Below are 18,447 nucleotides of genomic sequence, written 5' to 3' on the forward strand. Positions count from 1 at the left end.
AACGTTACTTTTGCTGAGTCTGTATCAGCGAAACAGTGATTTTGGCCCCGCCCAGCGCGGGGCTTTTTTGAATTACAATGGTACCGCCAAAACGAGTGACTATACGTTGCACAAAGGCCAAGCCAATGCCATACCCTGATTGCGATTGAGAATCGTCGCGATAAAACGGTAGTAGCACTTTGTCTCGAACCTCGTTACTTATACCTATCCCGTCGTCTTCAATAATAAGCTTAACCTTGTCATTATCGACTCGGGTTTCTAGTGATATTTTAGCGTTGGCATATTTTATCGCGTTAGATAATAAGTTATTGATTAGCATGCGTAAGTACTGACCTTCACCGATTATCCAGCAAGGTTTTGACGACAGTTTTAGTGTTAAGTCATGATGGTGGGCGTTATTGGCTAACTGGCGAACCATAGCATTCAAGTCAACAGGCTGAAGTTCCACGTCGTCAAGGCGGTGCTGCAATCTTGCGTAATCTAAAATAGCATCAATTACTTGCTCCATTTCATCAAGGTTTTGGTTAATCCTATTTTCGTACTGTGCCCGCAGCTCATCATCATGAGTTTCAACCAGTGTGTCTAGCCCCATTCTTACCCTTGCAAGTGGCGTACGTAATTCATGAGAAAGTCCGCTGCTTAATAGCTTCATGTCAGTCATTAACCCGGCTATTTGTCGTGCCATTTGATTAAACGCTTGCTCAATATCCTTTAAGTACCATACCGCACCGACTTGCACGCGGGCGTTGAGTTCGCCCTTACCCAGCTGATGTGCGGCATTTTTGAGCTTTAACAGCCTAGCAATAAATGGGGTTAAAAAGGCGACGACAACAACGATAACGATAGCGTAAAATAACAAGGTCATGAGCAGACCATATTTAGTCTGCAATTGCTTCTGCATTGTTAAAATATAGACATTTTCTTGGCTTATAAGTATGCAAGCACTTACTGAGGATTCGCTTTCGAGATAAATAAATCGCTGTTGAGAGAGTTTGCGGCTTAAGCTCACAGGGAGTGGATAGTCGGCTCTTGGTACAAGTTGAGCGGTTAGTGTTTGGTGCAGTGGGATCGCAATAATTTGTGATTCAGGTATGTTGTCTTTAGCCATTGCGGCAATAATTGGTGCGGTTGTGCTAAGTGGATCGTAGTGGGCTTCATTATTCTCTGAGGATGAGGCGATAAGCGTGTCAAATATCAGACCTGTGATAACGCTTGCGAGCGTTAAGATGGTAAGCAAAGCAAACACGAAGCGCCACATTACCACACGTCCTTCGCCAACTGATATCCTTTACCCCATACCGTCTTTATTTTAAATGGGTTTTGGCCATCATCACCTAGCTTCTTTCTCAGTCGCGAAACACGCAAATCTATAGAGCGGTCAAACCCATCATAATCAAATCCTCTGAGTGCTTTAGTAAGCTCATCTCGGGTAACAATTTTTCCGGCTTTACTGGCAAGTACACAAAGCGCATCAAACTCATTGCTGGATAAGTTAACGGGCTGCCCAGCAAGAGTAACACTTCTGTCTTCTTTATTGATATAGAGAGCGCCAAACTCAAGTGTTTGTTTGGGAAAGGTATCTTGAGGATGATGGCGCCTTAATAGCGCTTTTATGCGAGTTTCTAATAACCGGCCTCTTACTGGCTTTTTGAGATAGTCGTCAGCACCCATCTCTAAACCGATAATTTCATCAATTTCCTCATCCCTTGCTGTTAGCATTAATATTGGGATGCTTAGCGACTGACGAAGTTGCTTGCAGACTTCAAAGCCATCTAAACTTGGCAGCATACCGTCTAAAATCACCAAATCGGGAGGACAGGCTAAAACGTGCTCCAGCCCGTCTTGACCATCATGATATAGCCCCACTGAAAATCCCTTGGTAGAGAGGTAATCACTCAGCCACTGGGCCAATTCTTTATCGTCTTCTATTAGGACTAACTCGGCTACCACAACTACTCCTAGAAAAGTCGCCAACGCACGGCGTTACTTTTTTGTTGTTTAAACACCCAAGCATATTGCAGCGCATAGCTTGCGAGAATATCCTTGTTATCTTCTAAGGTAATAAGCAAATCTTTCTCAACTAAAATCTCGCCTTGCCAACTCGCGGTTTTTTGCTGCTGCCAACAAACCAGCTCTTTTTCATCGGCATGGAGACAAAAGTTACCGGCCACAGAGGTTTGCCAGGTCACTGAGAGGTCGATAAAACATTGCTGACCTTGTTCGAGCGCAACACATTGCCCTGGTTTTACGGTCCATACGGGGACGTTAATTTCTTCTTTCGCTTGAGTTTGCATTGCGAGTAGGGCTAAGCCAAATAGTCGTTTTTTCATATTTAGCTCCTCAAAAAACGTAGCTAAGTGACAAGCCAATGCTTTCACCATGCTCAATTCTATCGTTAAAACTGACAATTGCTTTGGTGATAGGACTATCCATAATACCTGATGCATATTTGGTGTAGCTGACGTGGCCATCGACTATCCAATTTTCTGTTAAAGCGCGTGAAAACCCGAGCTTTACCCCAAGATTAGCCCCGCCTTTGGCATCGTAACCTTTAAATGGTGCGCCACCGTAGTAATAATCTAACATGGCCGAGTTTCGGTATTGTGCACCGACTGCGGTATAAAAGTGCCAGTTTTTGTATTGCCAGGGTTTAGAGATCCATAATGAAGCGTAGCGACCATCTGAATAATCTGAGTTAATCACTTTTGGTGCAACAATAGCTCTAATTTGTAAGCCAAATACATCCCCTGTAGCTCTTACCCCAAGATAAGACGAAGTGTTTAGCTCATAGCGAGTCCCGCCAAAACGGTAATTTATTCGCCCATGAGCGGTTGAGAGTAGGGCATCAAATTCCCAATTTTCTGTTTCATAAAACTGATAACCGAGTGCAAGTGCTGGGTCAAACTTCTCAGCGCGGCCCGGAAACTCGACAAATAGACCATTACTAAAATAGTAGGCGCCATGTACAGTGGGCGAAAACGAGGTCTCGGCATTATTGTAAATATCGCTGTTGTAATTTATCCCATAACCAATGGCCAAATAGCCGTGACCCTCTTTTTTTGCGTTAGTGCTTTTGGCCTGCGCTGCACTTGCGGCCATAAGCACGGCTGCAATCAATAAATGTGTTTTCATAGCAATTTCTATTAGTTATTAATTTGCTAGTTACTGTAGTGAGTGTAAGCGAGTATAGCTGTATCGACTTTCTGCAAGTTGTATCGAATTGTATCCAGCTTGTTCTGGCCTTCCATAATTAATGGTCTGACATTATGCATGAAAATAAAGGAAGTCGTTACTGTTTGATACATTTTGAAAAAGTCAGAGACAGCATGGCGTGCATACCTTAGTTATTGTTTTATCACTTAAACGAAACGAGGTATTTCTCATGAGAACACTAAAACTGGTCACATTATTGTGTGGTGGTCTGTCGTTATTTGGTTGTAATGATGGCCCATCGACGTCTAACCCTAAACCGAGCTCTGTCTCTCCTCCCGTAGCCGAAGTTGATTTTCAAGCGATGCTCGAACAAAGTGTTGAAGCGGGTATCCCTGGTATTGTGCTTTATATTGACTCGCCTACGCTTCAATTTTATGGTGCGGCCGGTTTAGCAGATAAAGAAAACACGATACCCATGACCACGGACGCTAGGATCCCAAATGGCAGTGCGGGGAAAAAAGTAACAGCGCTCTTAATGGCGATGTTGCATGAACAACAGTTATTAGATCTAGATGCACCGATAAGTGATTATTTGTCTGACGAACTTTTACAACAGATAGAAAATAGTGACGAAATGTATGTTCGGCAGTTACTCAATCATACGGCTGGATTATATGATTATCTCAATGATGCTAACGGTGAATTTTTTGCTGCAGTATTACAACAGCCAGACTTAATAAAAACGGACAGTTTTGCACTGCAGTTTGCCCTTAATCAAGACGCCAATTTCAAACCCGGAGCTGCGTGGAAATATTCTAATACCGGGTATTTATTGGCGGGCCTAATTATGGATAAAGTTTTGGGGGAGCATCACTCAAAGGCGATGCGTGAGTATATCTTTGAACCATTTGGCTTAAGTAGTATGAGTTATGGAGGAATCGAAAAGGCGTTTGGTGAAATTGCATCAGGGTACTTTGTTGATGATGAGGGCAATGAAATTAATACGCAGCCTTACTATGCCAATATTGGTGTGGCTGATGCACCGATTGTATCGACGGCTAAGGACCTTGGTGACTTATTTAAAATCATAATAACGAGCCCAGATATTCCCGCTAAGGTGCGTGAGCAATTGCTAGGCGAATCTGTATGGGTGGATACTGATGTCATCGGACAGCAATACAGCATAGGTATCTTTAGCGAGCAAGTCGGAAATAAACCGGTTTATCATCATAACGGTGCTGAGATTGGGTACGCGACGTTAAATTGGTATCTGCCGTCAGAAAACATGGTTATGAGTGCAATTATTAATTGCCAAGGCTACAACCAATGCAATGCAGAGATTGATAAAATCTCAGATAAGTTACGCGATACACTTTTTGGTTTGTAAAGATAAGGGGCTACTCAGTGGTAGCCCCTCAAGTCAATGCTGAAGTCTAAAACTGGTATTTTGCTCCAATAAACGCAAAACGTCCTACACCTGAGCCATAGGCACTATCAAAGTTACCTGAGCCGCCGACGATAAACGGACCTTTTTCATCAAATAGGTTATTCACACCACCATAAACAGAGAGAGTGCGGTTATCGCCTAGCTCCATGCTGTAGTTTACCGTTAAACTATGAGTAGTAACTGATGGCAGCGCACCTTGCCAGAGCGGCTCTGGATCTGCGATACAGCTTGTCTCACCAGCTGTACAGCGTTCGTTATTTTTGGCGATTGCAGCTTGCCAGTCTTCATATCTCGAACGGCTGGCTTCCACTGCGCCTTTATATTTTGTGCTCCAGCGTACACGCCAATCATTCTTATACCAAGTCAGTGAAATAGCGCCTTTGTCTTCGAAAATATCTTCGTTTAAATAGCCTTCATAAAGGTCTTCGTATTGCCCGTCAGGCCCCGTACTGGTAATTGAATATTCAATTACGTGCGTCCAATCGGCTTTTACCTTAAAACTACCGTAATCGCTAGCGTCAAACACGTACTCTAGTGCGATATCGTAACCTTTAGTGCGGATCTCATCCGTGTTGATGACACGTTGATTGACTTCATAAATCTGCCCTTCTTCATCGCGTTTAATATCACGACAAAACTCGTTATTGTCACCGAATTCCATAGACGAAGCGTAACAGAACTTAATGATGTCTTCGTTAGCAAGTGAGCTTACCGCATCATCAATTTGAATATCGTAGTAATCTAGCGCAATTCTAAAATCCGGCGCAAAGGAAGGCGCTAAAGATAAACCAAAGGTGATGGTATCTGCGGTTTCCTCAAACAGCTCGCTATTTCCTGAGTTGGGTGAGTAGCCGTTATTTTCGTCTTTAAAAGTACCTTCAGTGGCAATAGCGGCTTGTATTCCCGCATCTTTACGGCAATTGTCGTGGCCTGCACCTGTTGACGTTGCAGTAACACCGTCACAGATATCATCAAAGCTATTATAGTCGCCACGAGGTGGTGACATAAGTTCGGTGATTGTCGGTGCTCTCATGGCTCGAGCCCAGTTTGCACGAATGGAATAACCTTCGATTGGCTCATAAATAAAGCCAGCCTTGTAACTTTGGATTAATCCCGTATTTGCCCAGCTGTAATCTGCGATACGAGCAGAGACCTCGGCGCTAAGCGATTTTGCCATTGGCGCGTCTTTTAATAGCGGTAACGATAATTCACCGAAGATTTCACGAACACTTACATCGCCTTCAAATGTGGGCACATAGTTAAACGTGACGCCACCATTTGGCACGTTGGTCGATACGCTCTGTGTATCTTTTCTGTATTCAAAACCAAAAGCTGAAGCAACGGCGCCTGCTGGGAGTTCAAATAAATCACCAGTAACAAATCCAGATACCGTTACCTGATCAATATCCGTTGTAATGGAAGGATTGGCGCGAATATAGTCTGCCGCCTCAGGTGTGATTGAGCCTTCACCGAATAAATTAATTGGTACACAGCCTTGGCTACGTGCTTGCTCGTCTTTACACTGAATCGTACCATCAGCAAGGCGCTCAGCATTTAGCGCCTGTTTAACTCGCGCAACGTAGATTTCGTTACTGCGGGTTTGTTCTTGCTTAAATTTGCCGTAGCCAACAGAAACATCCCACTCCCAGTCATCCCAAATATAACCGCGTAGACCGCCCCATGTTCTGATTGTTGTTCTTTCATTACTATTCACTATGTTACCGACCTCTGTGAATAGTCGATCCCAGGTCACACCTTTTGAGCTTGCCTCAGCTCGAATTGGTTCTGGCATATATGGATTATCATAAGGAATACGGCCCATACAGTCTGAGCCAAATTGATTACTGTTTGGGTCATAGGTCACAATTGCGTCGCACTCGTCTTCGCTTTCAGGCGACTTTACATTGCGAGAGGTGTTGCGGCTGTACTGCAATTGAAAGTAAGCTTCTGTACCTGAGTCAAACTCATACTCTGTTTTTACTGCCGCTGAGAGGTCTTTGTCAGGCACCTTTAACATTGTAAATTGCTCAAAGTCGATGCCGTGAAGCTCTTCTTGCCAATCATCCCTTAAAGTTGTGCCGTCATACCAAAAGCCAGAATCAGGTTTAAAGCTACTTGATTCGTTAAATACACCACCTGGAATTGAATCGCTTAAACTTGTCCACTGGGATTTATCAATATCTCTCATGCAGTGATAGGCACTTTTTGTATCAGGGTCGTAGTTGGCAGTGAGCATCACGTTGCACATACGGTCGGTATCGTAGTCCCAGCTATTTTGTTGCTGTGCACGCTTTCTATCCCAGTAGCTTAGTCCTTTTTCTTCGTCGTAAGTAGCACTGACAAATAAGTAGCCTTTACCATTATCGTAAGTCGTACCGTAATCAGCATTTACCGTATATTCACGAGCGCCGCCTTCGGTACTTTCACCACCACGAGCACTAAATGTAGCCCCTTCTTGATCTTGCTGAGTTATGATGTTCACAACACCTGCAACTGCATCGGAGCCATAAGCCGCTGACGCACCACCGGTAATGATTTCAACTCGCTCAACCATACCTTTGGGGATGGTTGATAGGCTTACATAGTTGCCTGAATAACTGTTAGAAACTACTCGTCTACCATCAATCAAAGTTAATGTTCTGCTTTCGCCTAATTCGCGTAAGTCGATAGTTGAAAGCCCGGTATTTTGAACACTGCTTTGCGAGTTACCATTGCCTGTACCCTCACTGACCTGAGGCATTTCTTCAAAAAGAATATCTGAAAGCGAACCGAAGCCTGCATCATTGAGAGACTCAGCCCCCATAGTGGCGATAGGAGTAGGTACCGAAAAGCTATCACGCTTGATACGAGAACCGGTGATGACGATTTTTTCTAGTGCTTTATCTTCACCTTGCGTTTTAACTACCGAACTACTTTGTTCAACTTGTTGACGGTCGATTTGTTGCTCTTCTGCAGTTGCTGTATTGCTACATGCGAGCGCAATAGACAGGGCGAGTAATTTAATATTATTGTTAGGTGACACGGGAGTCCCTCTTTTAATTTCTGATTGTTGTTTATTTATTAGATAGTTAGGGCTTGTTGAAAGAAGTACATACCTCATTGTTTTGACTAAGCAAAAAAGCACTGCACCTCATTTTAGCCATTGTGACTGTCACTATGATTCATGCAACGAATTGGACATCTATTCTTTGACGTTTTTAACTCTATTTAATATCTATTCTAAAATAAGCATATAATTCAATCTATTACGTGTTATTTTTTTGAGGTGTTGCATTGTTGCCATGATGCTTGTCGCGTTACTTTTGTCTTTTGGTCGCTAATTTAGGTATGATTTACAACGTATTTACCCATGGTTATAAAAATGCAGCACAGTGCGACTTATCAGTTATTAGATGTCAATATTGATCCGGTTGGGCATATTTTGTCCAGTGCCGGGCAGGAGTGTTGTGTCCAACCTAAATTTATCGAAGTGTTGACAGTATTGGCGCTTGCTTACCCAAGCGTGGTTACTCGAGAAGAAATCATTGAGCAGGTTTGGGGGGGGAACCTATTTGTTGGAGAGAAAGCGCTAACTAATGCAATTTGGCATCTTCGCAAAACTTTTAAAACCCTACTTGCAAGTAATGAGGAAGAAAGCAGCACCGCTGATTTTGAGGTGATCGAAACCATAAGAAAGTCTGGATATAGACTAAAAGCACAGCCAACCTTCGTCGATATCCAGGCTACTCCCAGTAAGCCAGGCGAGCAAAATTTGCCTTTTAAGCTCAAAGTGGCAGGGGGAGTCGCTACATTATTCATTCTACTGAGTGTTGTTATATATTTCTTTGTTGAACAGTCAAGCCATCAGCTCGAAAGTGTGACGGATTATCCTGGACGTGAGCTTTTTCCTAGTGTCTCCCCGAATGAGCAGCATCTAGCGTTTGCTTGGCGAAAGTTTGGCAGTCATGCAGGACTATATTTAAAAAATCTAAAACGTCCGGATGAACCTCTTGAAGTATTAGTCGATGGCCCTGGAAATGTGTCGGTATCCGTGTGGGGGCGAGATAATCGCACGCTCTTTTATATAGAGAAGCGCTCAGAAGCATGTACGATTAAGTCACTGGATATAGTGACCAAAACACAATCAGATATAGCTAGCTGTATTGCAGATACGACCACTACCTTAAGCTATTCAGCTGAAAAAAACCTCCTTGGATTTATCGCAAAGCAAAGCCCTATGGATCATCCAAAAGTAACCTTGCTAAATTTAAACGATAAAACAGCGACAGAGTTAGGCTGTGAGCTAGATTGTGACGGGAGTGGGCTTGAAAGTATTGCGCTTTCTCCCGATGCCAAGCAAATCGCGATTAGTCGCAACTTGCCGAACGGACTTGAAAATCTCTATTTGAAAAATCTGGATACCGGGAAGGAAGTTAAAATATTAAGTGGACATGATGACCTGCGAGGCGTGAGTTGGCATCCCAATGATGATTATTTGGTTGTATCAATGATTGAACATGGCGCACGTCGCGCGTATAAACTTTCACTTGAAGGTAAAGTATTGGGGACATTGCCGTTTGATGGGTTAAGTTACCCAAGCTTTAGTCAATCAGGGCGTTTATATTTTCATGACTGGAACATTAATACTTCTATTATGAAACTTGACCTTAACGCGCAGGTCACCAGTTCACCCTTTCCATTACTACAATCACAAACTAGTTTCCGTTATCCCAGCTATTCACCTGTGTCGGAGCGTTTACTCTTTGTGTCTAACCAATCAGGGTTTGATGAAGTTTGGGTGTCTAATTTGGAAGGTGATCAGCGAATACAACTGACAGAGCTTGGGTTACAAGCAATGCACCCTGCATGGTCACCTGATGGCACTAAAGTGATTTTTACCACAAAGTCACATCAAGGAAGCCAACTTCAACTTTTGGATATGGCCACTAAACAAGTAACGCAACTAAAAACTGGGCTAAAGTATCACGGTAAACCCAGTTGGTCTCAAGACGGTAGCTCAATTTATATTTCTGATGACAATAATGTATTTCGCATTTTTCTTGATTCAAAAACCGCTCCAGTGAAGTTAACTACTGGCACCACCGCACTTGAACATGAAGGGATGTTGTACGTATATAAAAGCGAGACACAAGAAATGTGGCGTATCGATTTGGCAACTGGGGTCGATACGCTGTTATTTGAAAATGCACACTTGGCTTCGAGTGCAAGCTGGTCAGTGTCCGATGCGGGACTTTACTATTTGTATGTTCGTCGTGGAGACTTCCGCATTAGTTATTTTGACTTTGCCAGTAAAGCGCATAAAGATATTATCCGAGTTCCAGAACGTAGCTTTAGCCGAAGTCGCGGGCTTGTATATATAGCAGAAAAACAGTGGCTGCTATTTACCGGTTACGAAATCCCACAAGTAGATATAAAACGAATCGAAATGTAGTCATGAGTCACAATTTCTCGACTATCATAACCACAGGTTTGGATAAGAAATTAGCTATCCCAAGCTCAGGTTATATAACAAACTCAAGGCAATTAGCCCTTAGATGAAGGATTTAAACAATGATTGAAGCTGGACAAAAATTACCACAAGCCGAGTTAAGCGAACTTACTTCAGACGGCATGGTTAATCACGAAGTGACAGCGTTGTTCGCTGGTAAGAAAGTAGTGCTTTTTGCGGTTCCTGGTGCCTTCACACCAACTTGCTCTGCGTCTCATTTACCCGGTTTTGTCGTGAATGCAGATAAATTTGCAGAAAAAGGTGTTGATATCATCGCATGTGTATCGGTAAACGATGCTTTTGTAATGAAAGCTTGGGGTGATGCACAAAATGCAGAAGCAATTATGATGCTTGGAGACGGCGATGCGAGCTTTACCAAAGCGCTAGGGCTTGAAATGGATACCGGTTCATTTGGCGGTGTACGTTCGCAGCGTTACGCTATGATTATTGAAGACGGCGTCGTGACAACACTCAATGTAGAACAACCTAAGCAATTTGAAGTTAGTAAAGCAGAAGCTATTTTAGATGCTCTATGACTGTAAAATTCAATGACCTGAAGTTCAGGTAAATAATACCAGTTCGCTTTGAATGGCCTAAAGGTGCGCTTGTCTGAGCGAATTGGTATGAAAAAGAACGACTATTTTTAAGCCACTGATAAGAGATGATAAATATGCACTCTGATTGGGCTAAATGCCTCTTAGCTTTTATAAAGCCGCATGGGGGTTAATTTATTTACTGGAATTTTTCCAGCAATGTCAGAGGTCAATATGTGATGGTAAAATCTGCCCATGATTTTGACGAGTGTGGTTACGTTATAAAACACAATTTTATACCGTCCGCCGAACTTAACAAAATAAAGCAAGTCGTTTTAGCGTTTCATCATGCGTGGCGGGCTGATAATAATGACTTTTATCAAAACAGAGCAGTAAATTCTGCCTATCTTACTGCACCAAAGTACCTAGGCGAACAACAAAGGCTTGTCCTTTTTCAATTCATTGCCTCTACTCCTCTGGTGTCTCTAGCCGCATCCATATTTTCGGGTGAGTTTAGGTTTATGAATACTCAGCTATTTTTTAACCCAGTGAACACCACTCAACTCAATTACTGGCACCGAGATCCGCAATACCATTTAACCATCGAAGAGCAAAAACAAGCGTTGTTGTCGGGACCCGAAGTGGTTCATTTTCGGTTAGCACTGGAAGATGAGCCCGGAATAGAATTGATACCAGGTACCCACAAGCGTTGGGACACAGTTCAAGAGTTAAATGTGAGGTTAGAACAGGCAGGGTATCGAAACCATGACAATTTGCCTAACAGTGAGGTCATAGCGCTAAAGGCAGGAGATCTTCTTGTATTTTCAGCCAATATGATACATCGAGGTGTGTATGGAAAAAATCGTTTAGCATTGGATGTGTTGCTATGTGAGAAACGCCCAGAACTAACGACTTTTGTGAGAAATAATTGCCTGCCAAATAGTATGCAGCTTGCTGAAGTTGATTACCCCAATTTATTTTCTTAGTTTGGCAAATAAAAATGAAGCTTTACATGAATGTAAAGCTTCATTTTATCCACTGACGCTATCTAGAACGATTTCCAGTTCCATACAAGGCTTGTGCACATTCGTTAGTGTCTTTCCAAGTTCCATCTTTGTATAAAACTCGGGTTACGCAAGCTCTAGCATCTCTGAAACTACTCGAGTCTCTACCGTTATCTTTAAACTGACAGTATTGTGTTGTACCACAATCCCAAACGCCTGTAGCGGACGCACTGTAATTCCATCGAACCTGCTCAATCGGTTTTGTCGATTGAAAACGGAAGCTTACAGTAGGCTTTGGTGACATAACATCATGAGTTACACACATATCTTGCCACTCTTGTGGGGTACTCGTAGGGCTAATTACGCATTGTACACTTTCTGAGCTTACGGCGTGGCCTGAAACTACAGAAGTCGTGAGAAATACCAACGCTGATATTGGAAATTTCATACGCGTAACCCTTTAGAATGGATTGCTAGGTTGTTTCGAGTAATGCCCTGTGGCACAGTGTTTGGTATTTTCCCATGTACCGTCTTTGTAAAGCACTCTCGTCACACAAGCGGATGCATCATAAAATACATCATGGTTTTGTCTGCCATCATCACGAAAGCTACAGTATGAACCACTCCTACATTCCCAGCTCCCTGAAGCTGATGCACTATATGACCAAACGACATCTGCCACATCTTTATCTGCTACAAATCTAAAGGCGACAGAAGGGCGATCTGTATTAGTCATCGCAGAGCAGAAGTCGGGCTCAAAAAACTGTTGTGTACTGGTTCCGCCAATTAAACACTCGACGTGTGCTGCTTCAGCTTGTTGTGAGTATGCGGTTGCAGCGATTACAAGTAGTGCGCTTGAAATTATTGTTTTCTTCATTTTTATATTCCTTATAATTAAAATTATTATTGGTTTGTTGATGAGTTTTAGAATCTAGGACCTAAGCTATAAATCGCCGTTGCGCATTCGTTCATACTTTTCCATGTGCCATCTTTGTAAATTACTCTTTTTACACAGGCCGTAGCATCGCGAAAAGATGGTTTATCTTCTCCATCGTCATAAAAAACACACTCTGTGCGGTGTGGATCACAATCCCATCTTCCAGATAATTGTGTGCTGAATTGCCAAGTCACATGCTCTATAGGTTTGGATGGTTCAAATTGGAAACTTACGTAGGGTCTCGAGGACGTTACGCTTTGGCTTCCACAAAAATCGGGCGTCATTTCCTGAGGGGTGCTAGTAGGGCTTACATCGCACAGCACTTGATCTGCTAGTGCATTAGTCGAACAAATCGCTAATCCGAATAGAGCGGAAGTAAGTAATAACTGTTTTATCATTTTTTCTTTCCTTGTCCTTGTCTTGTTACATTTATTTTATTTTGTGTGTGAATGTCAATTTAACTTTAACTTTAAGGTTTTTGTTAAAGTGTTTTTGTACTGAAAAATTCAACATTTTGAGGTTGAAAAATATACTTTTTTTGGAGAGGAAGTATTTTTGTTGTGCTTTTTTTTGAAATAGTAAATGATTGTAAATGGTATGGCTTTTTCTTGTATCCCTACTTCTAAGTGTTGAAGGCATTAACTAATAATAAATTTGAGATTCAATAGGAGGTAAAATAGGCCCATACTTCGGGCCCATATGTAAGCTAAATGGATTTACAAAGTCGCATTCGCAGGATTGGAAAAGGTTTTCCCATATCGTCAGTTGGTGAGCGTTCATATACCTTAAAACCTTTTGCTTCATAAAAGCCGACGGCTTCTGGGTTTTGCTCATTGACATCAACAAACTGCACATTTTGTGTTTCAAGCGCAAAGTGAAGCAGCTCAGTTCCGACACCTTGTCCTCTGCATTTCGCCAGTACAAACAACATCTCGATCTTTCGGTCATGTACACCAATAAAACCGACAATATTCGCATCGCTATTTTTTACACAGTGCAGCGTAACGTTTGGAAACGCCTGTTCAATAATAATAGGTTTAAAATAAGCGATATCCGCCTCAGTGATAAAATCATGAGTGGCTCGCACAGAGTCTTCCCAAACAGCCAGTAGTTCTTGGTGATCGCTTGGTGTAACTGGACTTATCATCATTTTTCCTTTTGTCTAATAAAACAGTCCAAATGGGTAAAGCGATAAACAAAAGGAAGATTGGCCAGCCGGACGAGCTTAACATACCCGATGCATTAAGGGTACAACGGGTATTACAGTAAATTACTTGTATGTGGTTGTATAGATAGTGCGCGCCCTTAACTATTCATCTAGTTGAAAAAATGCAACTTGATCGGTAAGTAGTTTGGCTTGATTTTCCATATTTCTACCTGAACGAGATGTTGTTTCAACCAGAGTAACGTTCTGCTGAGTAATATTATCCATTTGCGCGATGGTGGTGGAAACCGCAGCTATCCCTTCAGCTTGCTCTTTCCCCGCGTTATCTATATCGGCCACCATTTTGCTCACCTCGGCAATTGATTGCATTAGCTCATCGAAAGTCGTGCCAGACTCGTATACAAGTTTGCTGCCTTGCGCCACAGCATCAACGCTATTTTTGATCAGTGCTTTGATTTCACGTGCCGCTGATGCACTACGTTGAGCAAGGTTTCTCACCTCTCCGGCAACCACGGCAAATCCGCGTCCAGCCTCACCAGCCCGGGCTGCTTCAACGGAAGCATTGAGTGCTAAGAGGTTGGTTTGGAAAGCGATTTCGTCAATGACACTGATAATGTCAGAGATTTTCGTGCTGTAAGATTCGATTTTACCCACTGCGGTAATGGCATCGTCAATCGATGCTTTACCTGAGTGTGCTTTTTCTCTAACAATAGTCGCTTTCTCTGCGGCATTGCTTGCGCTACTCGCATTCTTTTTAACCGTAGCGGTAAGCTCTTCCATAGTGGCGGCGGTTTCTTCTAAGCTCGCCGCTTGATTTTCAATGCGGCTATTGAGTTCTTCGTTGTTATTCGCGATTTGTTTAGCTACATCAAACACTTGCTCTGCACCGTTGTTTATGGTGTTAACTAAGTCGCTTAATTTATCGAATAAGCCGTTCATCGCTTGTTGCAGCACCGAGAACTCGCCACCTAAGTGGTGGGTGATCCTATGTCTTAAATCACCTTGTTCCATTGCTAAGATAGCATTTTTAATATGTTCAACCGCTTGTTTTTGTTCTGTGATATCTGTTGCATATTTAACGACTTTAAAGGGACGGCCTTGTTGATCGAGGATAGGGTTATAAGACGCTTGGATCCATACCTCTCGACCTTGTTTTGCCAATCTTAAGTATTGCCCTGAGTCGAACTCACCTCGGTTGAGCTTTTGCCAAAATTGCTGGTATTCAGAACTAGTGGCTTGTTCGTGTGTAGCAAAAATACGGTGATGTTTACCTTTGATTTCGTCAAGTGAGTACCCCATCGTATCTAGGAATGACTCATTGGCCCATAAAATAGTACCATCCATTGCAAACTCAATGACGGCTTGTGATTTACGAATGGCTTGAAGCTGACCATCAAAATCAGCAGCAGTGGCTTTTTGCTCGGTAATGTCCGTTGCGAACTTAACAACTTTTATCGGCTTGCCTTGCTCGTCTAAAATGGGGTTGTAGGTGGCACTAATCCAGATTGCTTTGCCACCTTTGCCTAAACGGTGAAACTCTCCGGATTCAAATTGGCCCTGTTTTAAACGCTGCCAGAATGCTTTGTATTCACTGCTTTGCGCGTAAAAGCTGTCGACGAACATGCTGTGATGCTTGCCAATGATTTCTTCTTTCTTGTAGCCCATGACAGACAGGAAGTTTTCATTTGCTTTTAAAATATTACCTTGCAAATCAAACTCGATAACGGCTTGCGAGCGATTGATGGCTTTGAGTTGTCCAGCAAAGTCGAAAGACGCCAGTTTTGCTTGGGTAATATCCGAGGCATATTTGACGATTTTGCCCAACTGGCCATTTTCGTCATAGATGGGAGTATAGGTTGCTTGGATCCACAGAGTGTTTCCTGATTTGGTTAGGCGTTTAAACTCACCTGATTGATGCTTTCCTTGTCGTAAAGCGTGCCAAAAGTCTTGATATTCGCTGCTCTCAGCGTCTTCTCGTGCCACAAAGAGTCGATGATGTTGACCTTGTATTTCACTTAATGTGTAACCAACCGCATTTAAAAATAGCCTGTTTGCAGTCTTTATATTGCCGTAAGGGTCAAACTCAATAACGGCTTGAGTTTGTTTGATGGCATTAACTTGACCTTGAAAGTCCGCAGCATTTGATTTTTGAGCGGTGATATCTGAGGCATATTTTACGACTTTGATAGGCCTATTCTGTTCATCAAAAATTGGATTATAAGTGGCTTGGATCCATATCGTTTTACCTGATTTTGTTTGCCTTGCGAATTCACCTTCAAAAAATTCGCCATTGTTTAGGCGTTGCCAAAATGCTTGATACTCCTCACTGGCTGCGTAGTCATTCTTAACAAACAGACTGTGATGCTTGCCTTGTATTTCCTCTAGGCTGTAACCCATAACAGACAAAAAGTTGTCATTCGCGCTTAGCACTTTACCGTGCATGTCGAACTCGATAATCGCAAAGGACGCTGATAAAGCTTGTAAATTTGCACTCATGTTGGCAATGGTTGTGAGGTAATCGCTAATGTCAGTCGCAATAACTAAAATTCTGCCTTCTTGAGTACGTGATAGCTCTAGTAACAACTTCTTCGGTTTGTGGTCATTCGCAGTATTGAGAGAGAGCGCTATCTTTACATGTGCTTGGTGCTCAAGTTGAGCGAGCCCACGCTTAAGTGCAGCGGCATCGGTTGAGGTGTGACATATAAAAGCGAGAGATTTCAGCTCGTAGGTAACTGGGTATCCGAGTAAGCGGGTAAAGGCTGGACTAACCTGAAAAATATCTGTTTGATAATCCACTTCTAAGTAAGGCGTAGTTGCCTTAAAGTGTTGAAATAGCGCTGTATCTTGTCCATCTTGCTTTTTTGCTTTTCCCAAGCCAAACGTGATCATATATAAGCCACCCGTAGCGGTAAATTTTAACAATATTAACTATAGTAAAGTTGCTTAGGTCCGCCACAAAATCGCCGCAAAACAAGCATATAATCGTGCGACGTAAAGCAAATTACCATCACGGATAATAAGGGTATAGCCGTAACTCAAATGTCTTGGTAAAATCTTCGCCAATTTTTATAAAAACGAGCATTAAGATGGGCAGAGCATTTGAAGTCCGCAAAAACGCCATGGCAAAAACGGCGGCGGCAAAAACAAAAGTAAACTCAAAATACGGAAAAGAGATTTACGTTGTTGCTAAAAATGGCGGCGCAGATCCTGAAACGAACTTGTCACTACGTCGTTTAATCGACAAGGCAAAGAAAGATCAAGTTCCTGCACACGTTATTGATAAAGCAATCGAAAAAGCGGCAGGCGGTGCAGGTGAAGATTACACGCCAGCGCGTTACGAGGGTTACGGTCCTGGCAACAGCATGATCATTGTTGACTGTTTAACAGACAACATGAACCGTACTATCAAAGATGTTCGCTTACCGTTTACCAAAACTGGTTCAAACTTAGGTAACCCAGGTTGTGTGGCGCATATGTTTGACCACTTTGCAATCTTAGGATTTGCAGGTGATGACGACGAGTCAGTTTTGGAAGCGCTAATGATGGCTGATGTTGATGTTACTGACGTAGAAGTTGAAGACGGCCAAGTTTCTGTTTTCGCACCTCACACTGAATACTTCAAGGCGAAAACTGCACTGACAGAAGCGTTTGAGGGGATCACGTTTGAGGTAGACGAAATCACTTGGGTGCCGCAAACTCACGTAGAAATTGAAGATCCAGAAGCAATCGAGACATTCGAAAAGCTAATCAATATGCTTGAAGATGTGGATGACGTACAAAACGTTTACCACAATGCGATTGTCAAAAGATAAGCCGCTTATCGATATAGCGCACAAATAGTTAAGGCCGACATAGTTCGGCCTTTTTATTGCCTATGCTTTACACCTCGCAACATTAGTTTTTATCATGGCAACAGGAAACAATAATAGTAGCGTTTGCGAGCCAATATAGATGACCCAATTAACGTGCCTTGCAATGGGAAAGTAGCCATCCCCTTGGTTTGCGAACAGCCAAAATTGACCGATAATAGCATCCGCTAGCATTGCTAGGATAAAGCCGCTGGCAACTGCGAAGTTGGCTTTTTCGTTGAATTTAACGTTTTGAATAATAAGCCAAAAGCCAAATACGCCGAGCAAGGTCACTAATAAGCTATAACTTGCGCTCAACAGCAGGGAGTATTGGCTTATCGTGGGTAGGTACATCGTTTGATAGCTAAGCGACGATAACGTAATAGACACCACAACCAATACGGTCGCGGTTGCTAATGTTAATGCAAATTCCCGCCTTAAAAACCGAATAAGCAGTCCAAGTAAAAGCCCATAACCAAGGGCAAAAAACCAAATGGAGTCGATCAAGTAGTCATGCTTTATGGTTTGATCTTGACGATGATAAAGCTCAAAGAGATTGAAGTTGACGATATCTCCGCAAGTACACAAGAGCAGAGCAATCCAACAGAGTTTTATATCTTTGTGCAAACTGCTCGGGCTAGTAGCCAAGCTTGTTTTACGAACATGCCACCCTAATCGCAACACAAGAAGTAGTGAGGCTGATGGTAAAATCCATTGAAATAAGGCCTGGTGACTTTGCCAGAGTAGGCTGCTGCCAAGCAAAGACGTCAAGGTCGCAACGCCAAGTAAAAGCAATGTGATAGGTTTATAGTGGACGGTTTGCAGTATATTATTCACAGTCATTCCTTGTTGGCAATTTTGGCAAGCTGTTT

At 42.7% G+C, this 18,447-nt stretch carries 16 protein-coding genes; 5 read left to right on the plus strand and 11 right to left on the minus strand.

The window, feature by feature from the left end; genetic code table 11:
• Window positions 1–4: 4 nt before the first annotated feature.
• The 4 genes from EXT48_RS21295 to EXT48_RS21310 are packed head-to-tail and all read right to left on the minus strand — an operon-like array spanning window position 5 to window position 3,132.
• Window positions 5–1,258 (minus strand): HAMP domain-containing sensor histidine kinase, encoded by a 1,254-nt coding sequence (locus EXT48_RS21295; RefSeq protein WP_130165704.1) that lies wholly within the window; start codon window positions 1,256–1,258, stop codon window positions 5–7.
• Window positions 1,258–1,950, minus strand: coding sequence for a response regulator transcription factor (locus tag EXT48_RS21300; protein WP_130165705.1), 693 nt, complete (start codon window positions 1,948–1,950; stop codon window positions 1,258–1,260). Before EXT48_RS21300 ends, EXT48_RS21295 begins: the two co-directional genes overlap by 1 nt.
• A gap of 8 nt (window positions 1,951–1,958) precedes the next feature.
• A complete protein-coding gene (locus EXT48_RS21305) occupies window positions 1,959–2,330 on the minus strand; it encodes a DUF3019 domain-containing protein (protein WP_039496252.1) in 372 nt (123 codons plus the stop codon).
• Window positions 2,331–2,340: 10 nt separating this feature from the next.
• Complete coding sequence (locus EXT48_RS21310; RefSeq protein ID WP_130165706.1) at window positions 2,341–3,132, minus strand: MipA/OmpV family protein; 792 nt, start codon at window positions 3,130–3,132, stop codon at window positions 2,341–2,343.
• Between the two features lie 250 nt (window positions 3,133–3,382).
• On the opposite strand from EXT48_RS21310, the gene EXT48_RS21315 reads away from it, so the two are divergent.
• Window positions 3,383–4,540, plus strand: a complete 1,158-nt coding sequence (locus tag EXT48_RS21315; protein ID WP_130165707.1) for a serine hydrolase — start codon at window positions 3,383–3,385, stop codon at window positions 4,538–4,540.
• Between the two features lie 46 nt (window positions 4,541–4,586).
• Here EXT48_RS21315 and EXT48_RS21320 read toward each other — a convergent pair whose 3' ends face one another.
• Window positions 4,587–7,622, minus strand: a complete 3,036-nt coding sequence (locus EXT48_RS21320) for a TonB-dependent receptor (RefSeq protein ID WP_130165708.1) — start codon at window positions 7,620–7,622, stop codon at window positions 4,587–4,589.
• Between the two features lie 339 nt (window positions 7,623–7,961).
• On the opposite strand from EXT48_RS21320, the gene EXT48_RS21325 reads away from it, so the two are divergent.
• The 3 genes from EXT48_RS21325 to EXT48_RS21335 all read left to right on the plus strand — a co-directional run bounded on the left by EXT48_RS21325 (window position 7,962) and on the right by EXT48_RS21335 (window position 11,607).
• Entirely contained in the window at window positions 7,962–10,031 is a 2,070-nt protein-coding gene (locus tag EXT48_RS21325) for a winged helix-turn-helix domain-containing protein (protein ID WP_130165709.1), read from the plus strand.
• Window positions 10,032–10,150: 119 nt separating this feature from the next.
• On the plus strand, window positions 10,151–10,624 hold the full coding sequence (locus EXT48_RS21330) for a peroxiredoxin (protein ID WP_130165710.1): 474 nt from the start codon (window positions 10,151–10,153) through the stop codon (window positions 10,622–10,624).
• A gap of 236 nt (window positions 10,625–10,860) precedes the next feature.
• Entirely contained in the window at window positions 10,861–11,607 is a 747-nt protein-coding gene (locus EXT48_RS21335) for a phytanoyl-CoA dioxygenase family protein (protein WP_240703431.1), read from the plus strand.
• A gap of 58 nt (window positions 11,608–11,665) precedes the next feature.
• Here the strand turns inward: EXT48_RS21335 and EXT48_RS21340 are convergent, their stop codons facing one another.
• The 5 genes from EXT48_RS21340 to EXT48_RS21360 form a co-directional block, all read right to left on the minus strand.
• Window positions 11,666–12,073, minus strand: coding sequence for a hypothetical protein (locus EXT48_RS21340; RefSeq protein WP_130165711.1), 408 nt, complete (start codon window positions 12,071–12,073; stop codon window positions 11,666–11,668).
• Window positions 12,074–12,085: 12 nt separating this feature from the next.
• Window positions 12,086–12,502 (minus strand): hypothetical protein, encoded by a 417-nt coding sequence (locus EXT48_RS21345; RefSeq protein ID WP_130165712.1) that lies wholly within the window; start codon window positions 12,500–12,502, stop codon window positions 12,086–12,088.
• A 47-nt stretch (window positions 12,503–12,549) separates the two neighbouring features.
• Window positions 12,550–12,960: a hypothetical protein gene (locus EXT48_RS21350; RefSeq protein ID WP_130165713.1), complete on the minus strand. Its 411-nt coding sequence runs from the start codon at window positions 12,958–12,960 to the stop codon at window positions 12,550–12,552.
• 308 nt (window positions 12,961–13,268) lie between these two features.
• The gene (locus tag EXT48_RS21355; RefSeq protein WP_130165910.1) at window positions 13,269–13,709 is read right to left on the minus strand and encodes a GNAT family N-acetyltransferase; all 441 of its coding nucleotides are present in this window, start codon (window positions 13,707–13,709) and stop codon (window positions 13,269–13,271) included.
• 162 nt (window positions 13,710–13,871) lie between these two features.
• Window positions 13,872–16,616: a methyl-accepting chemotaxis protein gene (locus EXT48_RS21360; RefSeq protein ID WP_069021580.1), complete on the minus strand. Its 2,745-nt coding sequence runs from the start codon at window positions 16,614–16,616 to the stop codon at window positions 13,872–13,874.
• A gap of 197 nt (window positions 16,617–16,813) precedes the next feature.
• Between EXT48_RS21360 and EXT48_RS21365 the strand changes: the two genes are divergently transcribed.
• Window positions 16,814–17,539 carry a YebC/PmpR family DNA-binding transcriptional regulator gene (locus EXT48_RS21365; protein WP_010375669.1) on the plus strand — a complete coding sequence of 242 codons (726 nt, stop codon included), beginning with the start codon at window positions 16,814–16,816 and terminating at the stop codon, window positions 17,537–17,539.
• Window positions 17,540–17,599: 60 nt separating this feature from the next.
• Here the strand turns inward: EXT48_RS21365 and EXT48_RS21370 are convergent, their stop codons facing one another.
• Window positions 17,600–18,412, minus strand: a complete 813-nt coding sequence (locus tag EXT48_RS21370; RefSeq protein ID WP_130165714.1) for a hypothetical protein — start codon at window positions 18,410–18,412, stop codon at window positions 17,600–17,602.
• Window positions 18,413–18,447 lie beyond the last annotated feature (35 nt).

The sequence above is a fragment of the Pseudoalteromonas sp. CO348 genome (assembly GCF_004208845.1).
In the GTDB taxonomy this organism is placed as follows: Bacteria; Pseudomonadota; Gammaproteobacteria; order Enterobacterales; family Alteromonadaceae; genus Pseudoalteromonas; species Pseudoalteromonas maricaloris.

What these genes read in the sequence shown, in the direction of transcription:
- EXT48_RS21335 (WP_240703431.1), top strand. Translation starts at nt 10,861, where the DNA reads ATGGTAAAATCTGCCCATGATTTTGACGAGTGTGGTTACGTTATAAAA.
- EXT48_RS21305 (WP_039496252.1), bottom strand. Translation starts at nt 2,330, where the DNA reads ATGAAAAAACGACTATTTGGCTTAGCCCTACTCGCAATGCAAACTCAA.
- EXT48_RS21310 (WP_130165706.1), bottom strand. Translation starts at nt 3,132, where the DNA reads ATGAAAACACATTTATTGATTGCAGCCGTGCTTATGGCCGCAAGTGCA.
- EXT48_RS21345 (WP_130165712.1), bottom strand. Translation starts at nt 12,502, where the DNA reads ATGAAGAAAACAATAATTTCAAGCGCACTACTTGTAATCGCTGCAACC.
- EXT48_RS21330 (WP_130165710.1), top strand. Translation starts at nt 10,151, where the DNA reads ATGATTGAAGCTGGACAAAAATTACCACAAGCCGAGTTAAGCGAACTT.
- EXT48_RS21350 (WP_130165713.1), bottom strand. Translation starts at nt 12,960, where the DNA reads ATGATAAAACAGTTATTACTTACTTCCGCTCTATTCGGATTAGCGATT.
- EXT48_RS21295 (WP_130165704.1), bottom strand. Translation starts at nt 1,258, where the DNA reads ATGTGGCGCTTCGTGTTTGCTTTGCTTACCATCTTAACGCTCGCAAGC.
- EXT48_RS21355 (WP_130165910.1), bottom strand. Translation starts at nt 13,709, where the DNA reads ATGATAAGTCCAGTTACACCAAGCGATCACCAAGAACTACTGGCTGTT.
- EXT48_RS21340 (WP_130165711.1), bottom strand. Translation starts at nt 12,073, where the DNA reads ATGAAATTTCCAATATCAGCGTTGGTATTTCTCACGACTTCTGTAGTT.
- EXT48_RS21360 (WP_069021580.1), bottom strand. Translation starts at nt 16,616, where the DNA reads ATGATCACGTTTGGCTTGGGAAAAGCAAAAAAGCAAGATGGACAAGAT.
- EXT48_RS21325 (WP_130165709.1), top strand. Translation starts at nt 7,962, where the DNA reads ATGCAGCACAGTGCGACTTATCAGTTATTAGATGTCAATATTGATCCG.
- EXT48_RS21315 (WP_130165707.1), top strand. Translation starts at nt 3,383, where the DNA reads ATGAGAACACTAAAACTGGTCACATTATTGTGTGGTGGTCTGTCGTTA.
- EXT48_RS21365 (WP_010375669.1), top strand. Translation starts at nt 16,814, where the DNA reads ATGGGCAGAGCATTTGAAGTCCGCAAAAACGCCATGGCAAAAACGGCG.